General features: G+C 37.5%; 18 protein-coding genes. 1 reads left to right on the top strand and 17 read right to left on the bottom strand.

The annotated features are described in order from the left end of the window. The first annotated feature begins 118 nt into the window (after positions 1-118). Positions 119-1,519, top strand: coding sequence for an undecaprenyl-phosphate glucose phosphotransferase (locus tag GCWU000282_RS00325; RefSeq protein WP_023352972.1), 1,401 nt, complete (start codon positions 119-121; stop codon positions 1,517-1,519). Between the two features lie 58 nt (positions 1,520-1,577). On the opposite strand, the gene GCWU000282_RS00320 is transcribed toward GCWU000282_RS00325, so the two are convergent. From GCWU000282_RS00320 to GCWU000282_RS00240, 17 genes are all read right to left on the bottom strand, one after another. After that, positions 1,578-2,720 (bottom strand): CDP-glycerol--poly(glycerophosphate) glycerophosphotransferase, encoded by a 1,143-nt coding sequence (locus tag GCWU000282_RS00320; protein ID WP_023352971.1) that lies wholly within the window; start codon positions 2,718-2,720, stop codon positions 1,578-1,580. Between the two features lie 12 nt (positions 2,721-2,732). Then, positions 2,733-3,509 carry an ABC transporter permease gene (locus tag GCWU000282_RS00315; RefSeq protein WP_035038860.1) on the bottom strand — a complete coding sequence of 259 codons (777 nt, stop codon included), beginning with the start codon at positions 3,507-3,509 and terminating at the stop codon, positions 2,733-2,735. A gap of 20 nt (positions 3,510-3,529) precedes the next feature. Then, entirely contained in the window at positions 3,530-4,897 is a 1,368-nt protein-coding gene (locus tag GCWU000282_RS00310) for a CdaR family protein (protein WP_023352969.1), read from the bottom strand. A gap of 2 nt (positions 4,898-4,899) precedes the next feature. After that, positions 4,900-5,793 (bottom strand): diadenylate cyclase CdaA, encoded by an 894-nt coding sequence (cdaA, locus tag GCWU000282_RS00305; protein ID WP_023352968.1) that lies wholly within the window; start codon positions 5,791-5,793, stop codon positions 4,900-4,902. An 8-nt stretch (positions 5,794-5,801) separates the two neighbouring features. After that, entirely contained in the window at positions 5,802-6,746 is a 945-nt protein-coding gene (locus tag GCWU000282_RS00300; RefSeq protein ID WP_023352967.1) for a hypothetical protein, read from the bottom strand. Continuing rightward, on the bottom strand, positions 6,743-7,153 hold the full coding sequence (locus GCWU000282_RS00295) for a hypothetical protein (protein ID WP_023352966.1): 411 nt from the start codon (positions 7,151-7,153) through the stop codon (positions 6,743-6,745). Before GCWU000282_RS00295 ends, GCWU000282_RS00300 begins: the two co-directional genes overlap by 4 nt. Positions 7,154-7,167: 14 nt before the next feature. Further along, entirely contained in the window at positions 7,168-7,911 is a 744-nt protein-coding gene (locus GCWU000282_RS00290; protein WP_023352965.1) for an ABC transporter ATP-binding protein, read from the bottom strand. A 125-nt stretch (positions 7,912-8,036) separates the two neighbouring features. Beyond that, a complete protein-coding gene (gene sdaAA / locus GCWU000282_RS00285; protein ID WP_023352964.1) occupies positions 8,037-8,900 on the bottom strand; it encodes an L-serine ammonia-lyase, iron-sulfur-dependent, subunit alpha in 864 nt (287 codons plus the stop codon). Continuing rightward, entirely contained in the window at positions 8,893-9,543 is a 651-nt protein-coding gene (gene sdaAB / locus GCWU000282_RS00280; protein WP_035038855.1) for an L-serine ammonia-lyase, iron-sulfur-dependent subunit beta, read from the bottom strand. Before sdaAB ends, sdaAA begins: the two co-directional genes overlap by 8 nt. A 1-nt stretch (position 9,544) precedes the next feature. After that, a complete protein-coding gene (locus GCWU000282_RS00275; RefSeq protein ID WP_023352962.1) occupies positions 9,545-10,156 on the bottom strand; it encodes an NUDIX hydrolase in 612 nt (203 codons plus the stop codon). A gap of 44 nt (positions 10,157-10,200) precedes the next feature. Further along, positions 10,201-10,395, bottom strand: a complete 195-nt coding sequence (locus tag GCWU000282_RS00270) for a type II toxin-antitoxin system HicA family toxin (protein WP_023352961.1) — start codon at positions 10,393-10,395, stop codon at positions 10,201-10,203. Then, positions 10,395-10,613, bottom strand: coding sequence for a DUF1902 domain-containing protein (locus GCWU000282_RS00265; RefSeq protein ID WP_023352960.1), 219 nt, complete (start codon positions 10,611-10,613; stop codon positions 10,395-10,397). Before GCWU000282_RS00265 ends, GCWU000282_RS00270 begins: the two co-directional genes overlap by 1 nt. Positions 10,614-10,906: 293 nt before the next feature. Beyond that, a complete protein-coding gene (locus GCWU000282_RS00260; RefSeq protein ID WP_035038850.1) occupies positions 10,907-11,656 on the bottom strand; it encodes a phosphotransferase family protein in 750 nt (249 codons plus the stop codon). A 19-nt stretch (positions 11,657-11,675) separates the two neighbouring features. Next, a complete protein-coding gene (gene adhE / locus GCWU000282_RS00255) occupies positions 11,676-14,297 on the bottom strand; it encodes a bifunctional acetaldehyde-CoA/alcohol dehydrogenase (RefSeq protein WP_023352958.1) in 2,622 nt (873 codons plus the stop codon). A gap of 326 nt (positions 14,298-14,623) precedes the next feature. Further along, positions 14,624-15,376 (bottom strand): exodeoxyribonuclease III, encoded by a 753-nt coding sequence (locus GCWU000282_RS00250; RefSeq protein WP_023352957.1) that lies wholly within the window; start codon positions 15,374-15,376, stop codon positions 14,624-14,626. Between the two features lie 96 nt (positions 15,377-15,472). Continuing rightward, positions 15,473-17,020, bottom strand: a complete 1,548-nt coding sequence (gene rny, locus GCWU000282_RS00245) for a ribonuclease Y (RefSeq protein WP_084295328.1) — start codon at positions 17,018-17,020, stop codon at positions 15,473-15,475. A 122-nt stretch (positions 17,021-17,142) separates the two neighbouring features. Further along, positions 17,143-17,745: a regulatory protein RecX gene (locus GCWU000282_RS00240; protein WP_023352955.1), complete on the bottom strand. Its 603-nt coding sequence runs from the start codon at positions 17,743-17,745 to the stop codon at positions 17,143-17,145. Between the last annotated feature and the right edge of the window lie 16 nt (positions 17,746-17,761).

Genomic DNA, 17,761 nt, shown 5'->3' with positions numbered 1-17,761 from the left:
CCTAATTATCCATATTACATATTTTATCAACTTACTGTGAATTCTTTGTGTCTTTTATTGTAGAAATATATATTAAAATGTACTATAATGGTAACATAAATTTTTAGGAGTACCATAAATGATTAGAGAAAACCAAAAAGTACTTAACAGAGTTTACATAATCTGTGACATACTTATAATAATTATATCCTTTGTGTATGCCTGGCTTATAAAATTTGAAATATTTCCACCCGAGCATACCATGTGGTGGCCGCTGATACACTACATGAAGTTCCTTATATATCTTATACCCATATACCTGATTATATACATGATTTCAGGAGTCTATACTCCGATGCGCCAAATCAGGCTAAGGTTTGAAATGTGGAACTTTTTTAAGGCGAACACCTTGTCTGTTATTACCTTTCCGGTTCTGATATATGCATTAAAAGAAAGTGATATTTCCCGTTCCTTTATAAGTATATTTTATGGAGTAAATGTCTTCTTTGGCTGGACCTTCCGTTTCTTTTTAAGAAAGCTGCTTCATGCTGCCAGAAGAAAAGGTTTTAATCAAAAGCATATGCTCATAGTGGGCTATAGCTCAGCGGCGGAGAGTTATATAGACAGGCTGATCTCCAATCCTCAGTGGGGATATAGGATTCTTGGCATTCTGGATGACGGAAAGCCCAAAAACTCTGAATACAGAAATATTAAGGTATTAGGCTCTATTTCAGAACTTGAATCTATCTGTAGTGCACATACACTGGATGAAATAGCCATTACCTTAAAGCTTAAAGATTATAACAAACTGGAGCATATAGTTGCCGTATGTGAAAAAAGCGGTGTACACACACAATTTGTACCGGATTACAACAATGTAATCCCTACTACTGCTCATACTGAAGATATAGACGGCTTACCTGTAATAAATATCAGACATGTACCTCTCAGTAATTCTTTTAACAAGTTTATTAAACGTATAGTGGATTTATTCGGTGCAATTTGCATGTTGTTGGTATTCGGTATTCCTATGCTGATAGTCAGTATACTTATTAAGCTCACCTCACCGGGTCCTCTTATTTTTAAGCAAATCAGAGTCGGACTTCACAACAAAGAATTTAATATGTACAAATTCCGTTCTATGAAGGTTCAGGATGCCGGTGCCGAGAAGAAGGCCTGGACTACCAAAAACGATCCGAGAGTAACCTGGATAGGCGGTATCATAAGGAAAACCAGTATAGATGAACTTCCACAGGTTTTTAATGTACTTAAAGGCGATATGAGTTTAGTGGGTCCAAGACCTGAGCGTCCATTCTTTGTAGAAAAATTCCAGGAGGAAATCCCCCGCTACAACGTAAAACACCAGGTACGTCCCGGTATAACCGGCTGGGCACAGGTAAACGGTTTCAGGGGAGACACCTCAATACGAAAAAGAATAGACTGTGATCTGTACTACATAGAAAACTGGACACTGGGCTTAGATTTTAAGATATTATTCCTTACATTTTTCAAGGGCTTTATTAATAAAAATGCTTATTAAATGAAAAAAACAGGGAGCCGGACACTAATTTTTAGTGCCACAGCTCCTTGTTTAAATATTATTCTACTATTGTCTCATAAACTCTTTTAGCTGAATTTCCATCCAGCCACTTATAATATTTTTTTATAAACTTTTCTCTTTTTAACTTAAATTCTTCGTCCTCTTCACCCGACAAATCTTTGGCGATAGTTTCTCCCAGTTCTTCCTCAGAAGTTGTTAAAACTCCCGGAAGGTCTGTATTGTAATCCAGATAAAATCCTCTTCCCTCTAAGCCAAACTCCTCTATATCATCTGCACAGAAATACATAGGTCTGTTAAGTACACAGTAATCAAATATTAGTGAAGAATAATCTGTTATAAGCCCGTCAGAAACTGCCATCAGCTCATTTAAATCAGGATAATCCGATACATTTACCACTCTTTCGGATAATTTTTCGTCCTTAAAAGCTCTGCTTACAAAGGGATGAAGCCTTAAAAAGAGCACAGTATTTTCCTCCGTCTTTTCCAATAGTTTCAATACATCTATATGAAGCTTGGGACAATCCACCTCATCATCTCTGAAAGTCGGTGCGTACAGGATTATTTTTTTATCTTTTAATACTATATTTTTTGCTTTAGATATTTTATCCTTAATTTTAATTAGTTTTTCCTCTATGCTGTCATCACTTACAAGTCTTAAAAGCCAGTCTGTTCTCGGCAAACCTGTTGCATATACAGACCTCCTGTCAACTCCGAAAGCTCCCGCATATTCTTCTATAAGCGAATCTGAATTTACAAAAAGATAATCTATATTGCTGTTTATCTTTTTCTCAAGTTCCTTAAGTCTTCCTACATTGCTGTCCTGCCCAAATTTTTTGATGCTTCCTGTTCCATGCCAGAGTTGTAACACCTTGGTTGCTTTTCTTACCTTAAAGTACGACATTGGCATAAAGGCATTGTCCATAAGAATTATTTCAGCTCTGCTCATTACGAAGGGAATTACAAAGAGGAGACGAAAAAAAGCTTTCCTCTCCTCCTTAACCATATAGTAGAATTTATACTTGCCTTTTTTCGCCATATAAGCAGTTAATGCTCTTATATTTCCGCTTTCCGAGGCATCATGTGTCATTACGGAAAACACAAAATTCTTTTTAACCGGTAAAACAGAGCCTATCTTATAGTTTAGCGCAAACAAGACATAAGATATTTCTTTTATATTCATAAACAATCACACCTATATGTTCAATATAAATTTATCCTGCTTTCTATAGAACACAAACAATCCTATTACAACACTTGCCATCGCAACTCCTACAGAATAGTACAAACTCCATCTGTCAATAGAACTTCCGTAAATTGCATTTCTAAAATTAGCTATGCAGGCATATACCGGATTGTACTCTATTATCCAGCCATATCCGTTTTTAATTACTTTTGCAGGATTGTAGAAAATAGCTGAAGAATACATTATAAGCATAAGCATTACTTCCCACAGATATTCCAAATCCCTAAAGAACACAGCCATTGTCGCAAGTACCATTCCAAATCCGACAGTCATAAACAAAAGTGTTACAAGCGGAATTATAGCCGCAAATATATGTCTGGTCGGATACACTCCCAATACCAGTGAAACCACCACCAACACAGACAAAGAAATCAAAAATATAAAGTAATTGGCTATGATTGATGCTAAAGGATATATATACTTTGGAACATATACCTTTTTAATTATTGAAGCATTACTCCTTATAGACTTGCAGGCAGCCTTAGTTCCGGAAGAAAAGAAGCTGTACAACAGCCTTCCTGAAAGTACATAAATCGGAAATGCTCTGTCGCTTTTGCCATAGAAGCCTGAAAACACAATAGTAAGCACTATCATAGTTAAGAGGGGTTCCAGTAAAGTCCACAAGATACCCAGATAGGAACGTCTGTATTTCAATTTAATATCTTTTTTTATAAGTTCAAACATTAAAAATCTGAATTTTTTAAAATTCTTTATTATTCTTAGCAAAATTTTCCTCCAAGTCTGCCTTATTCATTTCTGCTATCAGGTTTTGTCTCCTTACTTCCGTTACCTGAATTATTATTTTCCGATTCATCAGGATTTTCATCAGTATCAACCGCAGAACCGCTTGCAGTATCAATTGCTCCATCAGAAACTGTATTTATCGGATTACTGTTTATTGCAGAAACTCTCACGGTTACAGCTTTGGTACTTTCAACCTTTACTCCGTCATTTTCCTTAAACTTAACCATATAAGAATAATCTCCCACTTCCTTAGCATTAGACAAATCTACATAAGGAGCAAGATCTGAAATTTCTATATTCTTTAACTTTTCTGATAAACCGGTTATTGTTACTTTAATTTTTTCCGAATCTATTAGTTCATAATTGAACTTGTCCGATTTATTAGTCAGGCTTATATCAGTAGGAAGAAGTTCAAATTCCTTAGTACCCAGTCTTACTATATTACACTTAGCATTCACCAGCACATCTTTATCCACTAAATATAATCCTTCTTTAATATAGTCTGAAAGATTTATAGAAACCTCAATATCCGTAATTTCACCTTCCACATTCAAAGGAAGTTTTATGCTGTTTAGCTTTGAAAGCACAGAATCAGGGCCTGCTACGGTTACAGACTTAGGTTCATAGTTGATATCCTGTACAAAATATCCTTTATACGGCTCTCCGACTGCTTTTACGATAATAGAAACATTCTTGGTCTTATATACACTTACAGCTACTTTAACCGGATTATCGGAGAATTTAAGACTTCCCGTAGTTATCTCATTGCCGTCCGCATCATAAGCCTTAGGAATTCCATCTGCATAAAATAAATCATTGGCACCGTTTACATCCGCTTTTACCCTGACTACCGATATTTTTTCAACTGATTTCTTACCGCCGCTTACACTTATCAAATTCGGGCTTGCAATAGTTTCTCCGACATAATAGCCTGTTTCCGGCTCACCTGATTTCTCTATTGTTACCGGAAACTGTTTAGTAACAAGATCTTCCAGTTTAACCGCCAACATCTTTGCATTTCCGATAATGGTAATTTCCACATTATCCGACTTGGTACAAACTACATCTATATTAGCATGATAAGTAGGTGAAAGCTTTGAGACATCGGCAGTTGCCTTAAAATCAGTAGCTTTAAGATTCTTTATCAGGCTCGCATTTGCTTTTACCCTTATGGTAATGGTATCTCCCTCTATAACCTCATAAACTTTTCCGGAAGAAGCTATAGACTCACCGTTTATTATGTCTACTCCTATCTTAAAGTTTGTAGTTGCCGCCGGATCATAGGTATAAACAACTAAAATCCATAAAATTATAGCTATGACTACAGAACCAAGCTTAAGTCCTATATTTTCAGTAAACAACTTCTTCATAATCAATCATCTCCATCCTGTTTATTACGAAACAGATGTTTTTTTACCCTCTGCCATTTACGTTTGGTTTCCTGTGCAAAAGGATCCAGCTTTTGGAACTTAACCAGCTCAGATTTAAGTTTTCCGCCATCTACATTTCTGATTATTTTCCCGTCCTGCGCCAGCGAAACCCTGCCTGTCTCCTCAGAAACTATAATTGTAAGACTGTCTGTAACTTCACTTACTCCGACTGCTGCCCTATGTCTTGTTCCAAGCTCCTTGCTAAGAGACATGTTGGCAGATAAAGGAAGATAACAGGTTGCAGACACTATCCTGTCTCCCCTCATAATTACAGCTCCGTCATGAAGCGGAGTATTATGCTCAAAGATATTTATAAGCAACTGACTGCTGACAATTGCATCAACAGGTATTCCGCTTTTCTCATATTCAATAAGGCTGGAATTTTTTTCGATTACAATAAGTGCACCTGTTTTATTTCTTGCAAGTTCATATGAAGCCTTAACAAGCTCCTCTATGGTTCTGTCCGAAAATCTGTCATTATCGTCCGAGCCCGAAAAATTAATAAGTTTAGGAAAGAGATTCCTCTTACCCAAGTCTTCAAGTGCCCTTCTAAGCTCCGGTTGAAAAAGAATTACCAACGCAATTATTCCGACACTGATAGTATTGCGGATTATCCAAAGTATAACATCAAATTGCATTATTGCGGCAAATATAGAAAAGGCAAGCAACACCAAAAGACCCTTGAACAATGTCCAGGCTCTGGTGTACTTAATCCATCTTATGATATTATAAATTAAAAATGCCAAAATAAGTATTTCCAAAACATCAGTAATCTTAAACGCCGGCAAAGTAAGCCACATAAAATAATCACTTATTGTTTCTATAATAGTTTCCATTTAACACTCTATTCCTTCCCAGTTTCATTACCATTAATCTTAAGGATGTTTAAATCCGGTGATGTAACTGAAAGCTTAGGTACTGCTGTTACATAGTAAAAATAATCATCATCATCAAACTGTAAATGTTCAACAGAGCTGTAATCCAAAAGATATTTAAAAAATTGTACAGCAAAGGCCAAGGCTCCTGAGATTATGCTTCCCAAGAATATCCAAAGTACACTCACATTTACTTCAAATACCAGGCCGCCTACTATCATTACAATTAAATTAACGATAATTCCCGCTATTATTCCCAGAATATATGAATGAGAAACAGCCAGTCTTCTACATATATAAGTAGCTAAGAAAACAGCTATTGCAGACGCTATCATCAAAAGCATAAGTTTATTTTCAAGCAAAGATTTAATTACAAATACATAAATCTGGAGATTATCCTCTATTTGCATACTTCCCGCAGACATTTTTACTGCTTCTTTTATAATATTAAACAGAACCGAAACCACAATTCCCGGAATCATTGCGAAGATTGCTATCGGACTTCCGACAAGTCCTACCGCTATAGGTACAAGTGCCTCCATGTGGAAAAATGTAAGTACGGGTATGGCTATGATAAGCGAACTGTATCCCGGCGCAAGACGCATAAGAAGAAAGTAAAGTATGGCTATGATTACTATAAAAATAAGTGACAAAAACATCGATGCGGAATATATATGAAATATCATCAGAATTCCAGATAAAAATACTGTTACTCCCATTGGGAAAAATGCTGATATTGCTGACAATAACACCAAAACAGAAATTCCCGTAAGTTTCTCATTATAGCCTAAGTCTCCGTTTATCAATGCAAAAGTAACAAAGGCAGCAATAAATCTTAAAACCGGAATTATCGCCGCATTATATTTTTTAAAAACGCTCTTAATACTGTCTCTTATCAAAAGAAGCTGTATCATTTACTTTCCTCCTCCAGCTCGTTATCATAAATACTTTCAAGCTTCGATAATAATTTATTATATTTCAAAAACTTCTTTCTGCTTTTGCCATACCGATATGTCGAATATAAAAATGTAAACACCAGATATACCACCATAACAACCAGATATACCCCCAATGTCTTTATCCCGATATCTTTATAATTAAGAGTCGTAGCATTTTTTATAAGATATTCGAGATTATATAAAATAATCAAACCTAAAACCAGTGCATAACCTACTGTTACACTGGCTCCTGTTTTTAGTAAATCCCACCTTATACGATCAGCCCTGAAAAAACTGATATCTCTCAGTACAGCCTTTCCTTTTGGGGACTTTTCAAATATAGCCATTTTAGACATCAGACTTACTTTATCTTTAACTATCATGTATTACCTCGTTATTATTTTTCATCAAGTTTCTTCTGATAAAGTTCCGCTATTTCTTCAGAATTTCCATAAGCTACAAGATGTCCTTTTTCTAAAAGAATAGCTTTATTACAAAGTTCCAGTACCTGTTCTATTGAATGAGATACAAAAAGAACCGTAACATCATTTTCAATCATGGATTTGATTTTATTGGTACTTTTCTTTCTAAACTTTGCATCTCCTACCGAAAGCACCTCATCAAGAATAAGTATATCGGGTTCAACTATGGTTGCTATTGCAAAACCAAGCCTGGATTTCATACCTGATGAATAATTTTTTACCGGTACATTTATAAAATCACCAAGTTCGGAAAATTTAACTATTTCATCAAATTTCTCATTTATAAATGCCTTCGAATGACCAAGCATGGCACCGTAAAGATAAATATTTTCAACACCCGTATACTGCTTATTAAAGCCTGCACCAAGCTCCAGGAGAGGTGCAATGCTGCCGGATATTTTTACCCTTCCCTCAGTAGGCTTTAAAACTCCGGATATAACCTTCAGGAGTGTACTTTTACCTGCTCCGTTAAGCCCTACTATACCTACTCTGTCACCTTTTTTAATCTTAAAGGAAATATCCTTAAGTGCCCAAAATTCCTTGTAGTTAAGCTGTCTTTTTATAAGTTTTATGACATAATCCTTAAAATCATCTACTTTTTCGGAACTCATATTAAATTTCATTCCGACATTTTCTACTTCAATCGCAAATTTGCCCATTATCCATCCTTTTATCCAAAAAATCCGCTCTCATATGTTAAGCAAGAATCTCTCAGAGAAATTTACTGTTAAACAATCACATAATCTAAAAAATCATTTTACCACTATTTTTGTCATGTAGCAAGCTACTTCATCGCGTCTCTTATTTTTATTCCTTCCGGAGTAATTGCAAGCCCTCCTCTGGCCGTCTCTTTAAATCTTGGATTCAGGCTGTCACCCACATCTTTCATAGCATCTATTACCTGATCCGGCGGTATTCTGACTGTAATACCGGCAAGAGCCACATCTGCCGCGGAACAGGCATTTACAGCTCCGATTACGTTCCTTTTTACACAGGGAACCTCTACAAGACCTGCAACCGGATCGCATACAAGCCCAAGCAGATTTTGAATAGCAATACCTGAGGCTGTTATCATCTGAGCGGGGCTTCCTCCTTTAAGGTACACCAGTGCTGCCGCACCCATAGCCGCCGCCGTTCCCATTTCTGCCTGACAGCCGCCTTCTGCCCCCGAAATAGAAGCTCTCTTTGCAACCACCTCTCCTACACCCGCTGCCACAAAAAGCGCCCTAACCATTTCTTCGTCAGATATTTTATACTCATCATAAAAAGGTACAAGTACAGCAGGAAGCACTCCGCAGGATCCGGCTGTAGGAGCCGCCACTATCCTCTTCATACAGGCATTTGATTCAGAGGTTTCAATAGCCGCCTGAATTACCCTTCCCATATAATCTCCGCAAACAGTCGTTTCTTTTTTTCTGTATTCCTGCATCTTAAAGCCGTCTCCGCCTACAAGACCGCTTCTTGATTTAAGGTTTGGATCATAGTTTCTTGCACCGTTTAACATGGCCTGCCACATTACCCGCATCTTAGCTTTTTCTTCATCTTCGCTAATCCCTGTATCCGCAGCATCTTCTCTTATTATAAGATCCGGAAAAGCTATATTTTCTTTTTCACATACTGACACAATTTCTTCCAGTGAATCATACATAAGTTACTCTAAGTACTCCTTTCAAGCTTTCAACTTCTTTAATAAGTTCAGGTGACATCTTCTGATCCATTTCCACTATCATAACCGCAGTACCGCCTCTTTTATTCCGATATAGCTGCATATTGGCTATATTGAATCCGCTTCTTGAGAGTGTACCTGCAACAGCAGCCACATGCCCCGGCGCATCTATATTATTTACTATAAGGGTTGGAAGAACTCCCGAAAAATTAACTTCTATACCATCTATTTTGTTTACCTTAATTCTTCCTCCGCCTATGGATGCAGCCTGTACACAGACCTGCCTGCCTTTTTCTCCCGTAACTGTAATCAATGCGGTATTTGGGTGTGCATCCTTTAGCTCATTATTCTTAAATTCAAAATCAAGCCCCATCTCTTTTGCTAATTCAAAGCTGTCCGGGATTCTCATGTCATCAGGCTCAAAGCCCAAGAGTCCTGCCACCAGTGCCTTATCCGTACCATGTCCTCTACCGGTTGCCGCAAATGAGCCTGAAAGCACAATCTCTGCCTTAGCAGGTCTCTCTCCCAGAAGCTTTGCTGTAATAAGTCCTATCCTGCAGGCCCCGGCCGTATGTGAACTTGACGGACCTACCATTATCGGTCCAAGTATTTCAAAAACGCTCAACCTAATCCTCCTTCAAAAAGCCGAAAGGCTCTTCATCCTTTATAAAGTGCATAAGCATATAAGCTGTCATTATGGCTATCTTTTCTTCTCTTAATATCCTTCTGACCTCAGCTTTGTCAGCCAATATAATTTCAATTTCCTCACTGTCTTCCTGATGCTCGGTACTCGGTTCACCTGCGCAATAACCAAATACAGTGGAACAGGATTCATCGGTCATTCCGATTGTTGTGAAAAATGGTCTGTTATAACCCTCAGGTACCTTAATTGGGGTAAATTTCATTCCTGTTTCTTCAAATATCTCCCTTTCGGCAGCTACACTATACTCTTCGCCTTCTTCAACAAGCCCTGCAGGAAACTCATAGATATAGTCATTAATAGGATATCTGTACTGTCTTATAAGCACTACTTTATCCCTATTCTCACCTGCCAGCGCATAAATAATAACACCATCAGGAAGATTCTTTCCGCTGCTGATTTTCAGGTTATCTATGTCTTTTGCTCTTGAGGCAACAAAATACTTACCTTTCCTGCCTGATTTATGTACATTTTCAAGTTCATAAATATTTAAAAACTTATTGTCAGTCTGTTTTTTTATACTTGTTATCTGTCCCATTTTAATCTATTCTCCTGCATACTATGTTTCTTCTACAATATATTTTAAAAATGAAAGTTTATTCCACTTTGTTTCATTATAGCATTGGCTGTATATCTCGATTTTATTTTTCCATCTACTGTTACATTACAGTTGGCTATAGGGCTAAACCATATCTCATGGTCACCTTTTCCTTGTCTGACCAAATAACAGCCATGTTTTTTTAATATTTCTCTAACTTTCTTTTCATACTCTGCCATTATACCAGAACCTCTTCATATCTTTCAGATTTGAAATATATATTAGCTCTATGAATATTTTTTTGATTAAGTTCCAAGAGCTCAGGAATAGCAATTTTTACACGTTCAATTAATGCATCCAGTGAACCTGATTCTAACACCAATCCTTTTACATCTTCGCTTGTCGCAACCCATACACCGGCTTCTTTATCCCATATCAAATTTATAGTGTATTCCATTTTGATACTTCCTTTCTATAATAGTTACCAAAATTATTATATTAAACTCAAATTATTCACCACCATAGGTCACAGACCTCTTATTCTGCATAGTACAGTAGAATAAACATCTTTCGGTCTGTGACCTATGGATGGTTATTACCAAACATCTTCTAAAACACATAATTTCAAACCTTCGGCTTGATTATGTGTTTCTGAAGATGTTTCGTGAATAATTTGAGTTATATTATACCATTTTTTCTTTAAACATAAAAGAGGCAGTGCCAAAAGACACTGCCAAAATTATATAAGATTTACATATAATCTACTACATTTACCCAGCGGCTGAGAAGTCCGATTTCTTCCTTGTTACCCTTCACGGACTGTGAAGCCGCAACAATAGGAAGCCATTTCTGTACATACTGCTTAGCTGTATCGGTTCTTTCACAGAAAAGGTTTAGATACTTGTCAGCAAACTCTTCTTTTCCGCTTAAGTAGAAAAGTAAGTAAGTTCTTGCCACATCAGCGGAAGCGTTTCCCTGGGTAGCATGTGCCCAGTCAACTATATAAACATCATCATTAGGTGTAATAATTATATTACTTGGGTTGAAATCACCATGGCAAAGCTTATCATGACGCTTCATTGAATCAAGCCTTGAATGCAAATCATATCTGGTTGTAGCGTCAAAGCTGGAATCGGATATTTTCTTATAAAACTTATCATACTGTCTGTTAAGCATAGGAGCTTTTCTTGAATGTACATCAGCCTGAATAGCTATAAATCTGTCAAGAAGTTCATCCATCTTCTCAGGGTGATCGTTCATTATCTGCTCAAAAGTCTTACCTTCAATATAATCAAGTACAATTGCAGTCTTTCCATCAATTTCGGTTACTCCGTGTAACTTAGGTATATTAAGACCTGTTTCCATAACTCTTGCCTGATTAAGAGCCTCATTGAGGATATCAGCCATAGAATACTGTGAATCAAATAACTTAATTACCTTATTGCCATCTCTGTAAATTGTTTTTCCGGTACGCTTTACAATAACATTTTCAAGTTTCATAACAAACCTCCCCTTTACATTAAACTGCTTCGTTATTATTGCCATAGTAAGCGTTGAGATACATCTGCTTAATCTCGCTTATAAGCGGATATCTTGGATTGCAGCCTGTACACTGATCATCAAACGCTTTCTCTGTCATATCATCAAGAGTAGCAAGGAAATCTTCTTCCTTAATACCATAGTCCTTGATACTTCTCTTAATGCCAATCTTAACCTGAAGTTCTCTGATTCCCGCAATAAGTTTTTCTACGCTGTCTGCATCATTTTTACCCTTAAAACCGAGAACTTCCGCAACCTCTGCATACTTTCTCTGTGTCTTAGGATACTGATACTGAGGGAAGGTACCCATCTTTGTAGGAACCTCTGAAGAGTTAAAGCGGATAACCTGCTCCATCATAAGTGCGTTTGCTATACCATGTGGTATATGATGGAAAGCACCAAGTTTATGCGCCATAGAGTGCATTACTCCGAGGAAAGCATTTGCAAATGCCATACCTGCCATACAAGCTGCGTGACCAACCTTTTCTCTTGCCTCAGGATCATTTGGTCCATTATCATAAGCCCTTGGAAGATACTCGAAAAGCATCTGTAAGGACTGCTTAGCGATACCGTCTGTAAAATCTGTAGCCATAACTGATACAAGAGCCTCAAGGTTATGTGAAACAGCATCTATACCGGAAGATGATGTAAGTCCCTTAGGAGCATTCATCATCATATCAGCATCTATTATAGCCATATTAGGAAGAAGTGCATAGTCAGCAAGAGGATACTTGTTGCCTGTAACTTCATCCGTAATAACCGCAAAAGGTGTAACCTCAGAACCTGTACCTGCTGAAGTAGGAACTGCTATAAAGTAAGCCTTTTCACCCATCTTAGGGAAGGTGTATACTCTCTTTCTGATGTCCATAAAGCGCATTGCCATATCGTAGAAATCTACTTCAGGATGCTCATAAAGTACCCACATAATCTTAGCGGCATCCATTGCAGAACCACCACCGATAGCTATAATGCAGTCAGGACCAAAGCTTCTCATAAGGTCTGCACCCTTTTTAGCTGAATTAAGTGTAGGATCCGGAGCTACGTCAGAGAAGGTCTGATGTACAATACCTAACTGATCTAACTTATCTGTAACAGGCTTTGTATAGCCATTCTGGAAAAGGAAAGTATCTGTTACGATAAATACCTTTTTCTTGTCCATTACATCTCTTAACTCTTCAAGAGCAACAGGGAGACATCCCTTCTTGAAATAAACCTTTTCAGGGGCTCTAAACCAAAGCATATTTTCTCTCCTCTCAGCTACACTCTTGATATTTAACAACTGCTTGATTCCAACGTTTTCAGAAACAGAGTTGCCTCCCCAAGAACCACAACCAAGTGTAAGAGACGGAGTGAGCATAAAGTTATAAATATCACCTATACCGCCCTGTGAAGCAGGAGTATTTACAAGAACACGGCAGGTCTTCATACGCTCACCAAACTCAGCAATCTTCTCTCTCTCTGTAACAGTATTTACATAAAGAGAAGATGTATGACCGTAACCTCCGTCAGCTACAAGTCTTTCAGCCTTATTAAGTGCATCCGTAAAATCTTTTGACTTATACATAGCAAGTACAGGAGAAAGTTTCTCGTGAGCGAATTCCTCACTAAGCTCTACACTTGTAACCTCTCCGATAAGTATCTTGGTAGCAGGATCTACTTTAACACCTGCAAGCTCAGCTATGGTAGCAGCCTTCTGACCGACTATCTTAGCGTTAAGTGCACCGTTTATAATAATAGTTTTACGAACTTTTTCAATTTCATCCTTCTTAAGGAAGTAGCAACCTCTTCTCTTGAATTCTGCCTTAACCTCATCATAAATCTTGGTATCTACGATAACCGACTGTTCAGAAGCACAAATCATACCGTTATCAAAGGTCTTTGAATGAATGATTGAGTTAACTGCCATAAGAACATCAGCAGACTCATCTATAATAGCAGGGGTATTACCGGCACCTACACCAAGTGCAGGCTTTCCTGATGAATAAGCACTCTTAACCATAGCAGGACCACCTGTTGCAAGGATGCAGTCACATTCCTTCATAACCAAATTGGTCATCTCAAGACTAGGTACATCTATCCAGTCAATGATACCTTCAGGAGCACCGGCCTTAACCGCAGCCTCAAGCACTACTTTAGCAGCTTCTGCCGTACATTTTTTAGCTCTTGGATGCGGACTTATAATGATACCGTTTCTTGTCTTAAGAGCTATAAGTGTCTTAAATATAGCTGTTGAAGTAGGATTGGTGGTAGGAATTACCGCTGCAAGTATGCCAAGAGGCTCTGCAACTCTGGTTACACCAAATTCCTTATCCTCTTCTATAACACCACAGGTCTTAGAATTCTTATATTTATTGTAAATATACTCAGAAGCATAGTGATTTTTAATAACCTTATCTTCAACTATACCCATTCCTGTCTCTTCAACCGCCATATGTGCAAGAGGAAGTCTCTGCTGATTGGCTGCTGTTGCTGCCGCAAAAAAGATTTTATCTACCTGTTCCTGTGAATAAGTAGCAAACTCTTCCTGTGCTGCACGAAGCTTCTTAAGAGCCTTTTCAAGTGATTCAACACTATCAATGATGTTACGAGTCTTATTTTCCATCGAAAATCTCCCTTCAATATACCGGATTACCGGTGGTTTTTTAACCGGATAAGAAAGCTTGTTATTTTTTTAACTAGCTTGTTAAAATTTTATCATACTTTCTTAATTCTGTCAACTATGATTTCTCACAATTATCTGTATAACTTTTTGAGTCTTTAGTATATTTGTACAATCTCCCTCCTTTCTCTATTATTTTTTCCATTGATTATACTATATCATTAATCCCTAATACTTTCCAGCAAAAAATACAGTCATTTTCACTATTTTCTTATATAATAATCCACAAAACATTTATCATTCCAACAGATAATGCTGCTTACTGTTTGTTAATCAAAATCTAACTCGACAGGACAGTGATCACTTCCCAAGATTTCCGAGTGAATTTTTGCATCTTTCAGCCTATCCTTAAAGTCATCGGAAGTTATAAAGTAGTCAATACGCCAACCTGTATTCTTTTCTCTTGCCTTGAACCTATACGACCACCAGGAGTACACATTTTCGAGCTCAGGATAAAAGAATCTGAAAGTATCTATGTAGCCCGCATCTAACAGTTCTGTCATTTTTCCTCTTTCTTCATCTGTAAATCCTGCATTTCTGCGGTTTGTCTTAGGGTTTTTAAGATCAATTTCCTTGTGTGCCACATTTAAGTCGCCACAAAGTATAACCGGTTTACTCTCCTTTAATTTATTAAGGTAAGCTCTGAAATCATCTTCCCAGACCATTCTATAATCAAGACGTTCAAGTTCCTGTTTTGCATTGGGAGTGTAGCATACTACAAAAAAATGATCCTCATATTCAGCTGTAATCACTCTGCCTTCGTGATCATGTTCATCTATACCCATATCATAAGTTACATTAATAGGTTCCTTTTTTGTAAATAATGCCGTTCCCGAATAGCCTTTCTTCTCAGCATAGTTCCAATATTTATGATATCCCGGCAAATCAAGTTCAAGCTGCCCCTCAGACAACTTAATCTCCTGTAAACCGAAAGCATCTGCGTCCACCTTGTTAAAAAAATCCATAAAGCCTTTTGTAAGGCAGGCTCTGAGCCCATTTACATTCCATGAAATATATTTCATTATATTCTCCCTTCATTGTTTCACTGCTAAGTTCCATATACCCTTCCCGGTAAAAAAAAAGCCCCTGCAAAAACAGGGACTAAAATCAATTTTTAATTATTTAGCATAATCAACAGCTCTCGACTCGCGTATAATACTTACCTTTATCTGACCCGGGTACTCTAGCGAAGCTTCGATCTGCTTAGATACTTTGCGTGCCAATAATACCATCTCCGAATCTGCAACCTGGTCAGGAACTACAACAACTCGTACTTCCCTTCCGGCCTGAATAGCAAAAGATTTATCAACACCTTCAAACCCATTGGCTATGTCTTCAAGCTCCTTAAGTCTGTTGGTATAAGTCTCAAGAGTCTCCCTTCTTGCACCCGGGCGAGCCGCCGAAATAGCGTCTGCAGCCTGCACAATACAGGATATAAGTGTAGTAGGCTCAACATCACCATGGTGTGACTCAACAGCATTTATAACCGTAGCTGACTCCTTGTATTTTTTACATAATTCAACACCAATCTGGACATGAGAACCTTCCTGCTCTCTGTCTACTGACTTTCCAATATCATGTAATAAGCCCGCTCTTTTAGCAAGCTTTACATCACAACCGCATTCAGCCGCCAAAATACCTGAAAGCTGCGCAACTTCAACAGAATGTCTGAGTACGTTTTGTCCATAACTGGTTCTGAATTTCATTCTGCCGAGCAGCTTTATAAGTTCAGGATGAATTCCATGGATTCCGCATTCAAGAGCCGCAGCTTCACCTTCTTCTCTTATCTGCACTTCTACTTCCTTCTGAGCCTTTTCAACCATTTCTTCAATTCTGGCCGGATGTATTCTTCCGTCTACAATAAGCTTTTCAAGAGCAATTCTGGCAACCTCACGTCTTACAGGATCAAATCCGGAAAGAACAACCGCCTCAGGAGTATCATCAATTATAAGATCCACACCTGTGAGGGTTTCAAGCGTTCTGATATTTCTCCCTTCTCTGCCTATAATTCTGCCCTTCATTTCATCATTCGGAAGCTGAACAACAGAAATTGTAGCTTCAGCAATATGATCGGCAGCACAGCGCTGAATAGCTGTAACCACTATTTCTTTAGCTTTTTTATCAGCTTCTTCTTTAGCTCTGTTTTCAAGCTCCTTTACCATAACTGCCATTTCATGCTTTACGTCATCTTCAACTGTCTTTAAAATGTAATCTTTTGCCTGATCGGAGGTAAGTCCCGATATCCTTTCAAGTTCAGCAAGCTGCTTTGAATGAAGTTCCTCAACAGCCTTTTTGTCCTTATCAAGCTCTACTTCACGTTCATTAAGTTTACTTTCACGTTTTTCAAGTGCCTCACTTTTTCTATCTGTTGCTTCTTCTTTGGATAAAACTCGTTTTTCGTACTTCTGTAATTCTGCTCTTCTCTCCTTACTTTCTCTTTCAAACTCATTCTTAGCTTTCAGAGATTCCTCTTTGGCTTCGAGCAAGGCTTCACGTTTCTTAGTTTCAGCTTCTAAATTAGCTTTCTCTATAATATCCCTGGCTCTTTCTTCTGCAGTTCCAACCTTAGATTCATAATTTTTAACACGATTAGAAATTGCAATTTTCCAAACAGCAGGAGCAGTAACTACAGCAGTAATCGAGGCAGCAATAGCCGCTGCGATAATTTGTTCCACCGGAGCACCTCCTTATTAAATTTTCATTGTACAATAAATCTATGCTAAATTATCATCACATAATTCAACCGATACATACAACAGTTAAATTTTATACTGTTTAATTAAAAAAGTCAAGTATTTGAAAGGTAATCGCTAAGCCCCTCCCGTATTAATTCTGTGCTAAATCCCTTTCTGTAAAGATATGCATAAATTTTTTTAATTTTATCTTCATCCATATCTTCAGGATTCTTAATTTTCTTTTTCAACAGATTTCGGAGAGCTTCTTCCTCATTGCTTCCGTCAGTAAGTACATTCTCTATTATATTGTGATCTATTCCTTTTGAAAGCAATTCCGTCTTAATCTGACGTATGCTTTTTGTTTTACCCCTATAGTTAAGATAATTTTCTGCATATCTCTCGTCATTTATATAGTTAAACTTTTTAACATAGTTTACAGCATCCTCAATGACATCCGGTAAATAGTTTTTCAAAGACAGTTTTTTTCTCAAATCCGCTTCTGAACAGTCTGCTCTGCTTAATATATCTAAAGCTTTTTTCCTTGCTCTCGGAATAAGAGTTTCTTTAACAAGTCTTTCATATATTTCGTCAGAGAACTCTCTTCCTTCCTTTATGGAGTATTTTCTCAAATCACTTTGGTAAACATAAAACACCGATGTTTCAGTTTTTACCTTATATTTGTATTTATTAAGCTTTTCAATAAAATCTATAAACATTATAATTGTTCCCGTT

Origin of the sequence: Catonella morbi ATCC 51271 (genome assembly GCF_000160035.2) — a bacterium.
Classification (GTDB): Bacteria; Bacillota; Clostridia; order Lachnospirales; family Lachnospiraceae; genus Catonella; species Catonella morbi.
The sequence above is the reverse complement of the archived record's forward strand: the minus strand, read 5'-3'. Positions and strand labels throughout refer to the sequence as shown.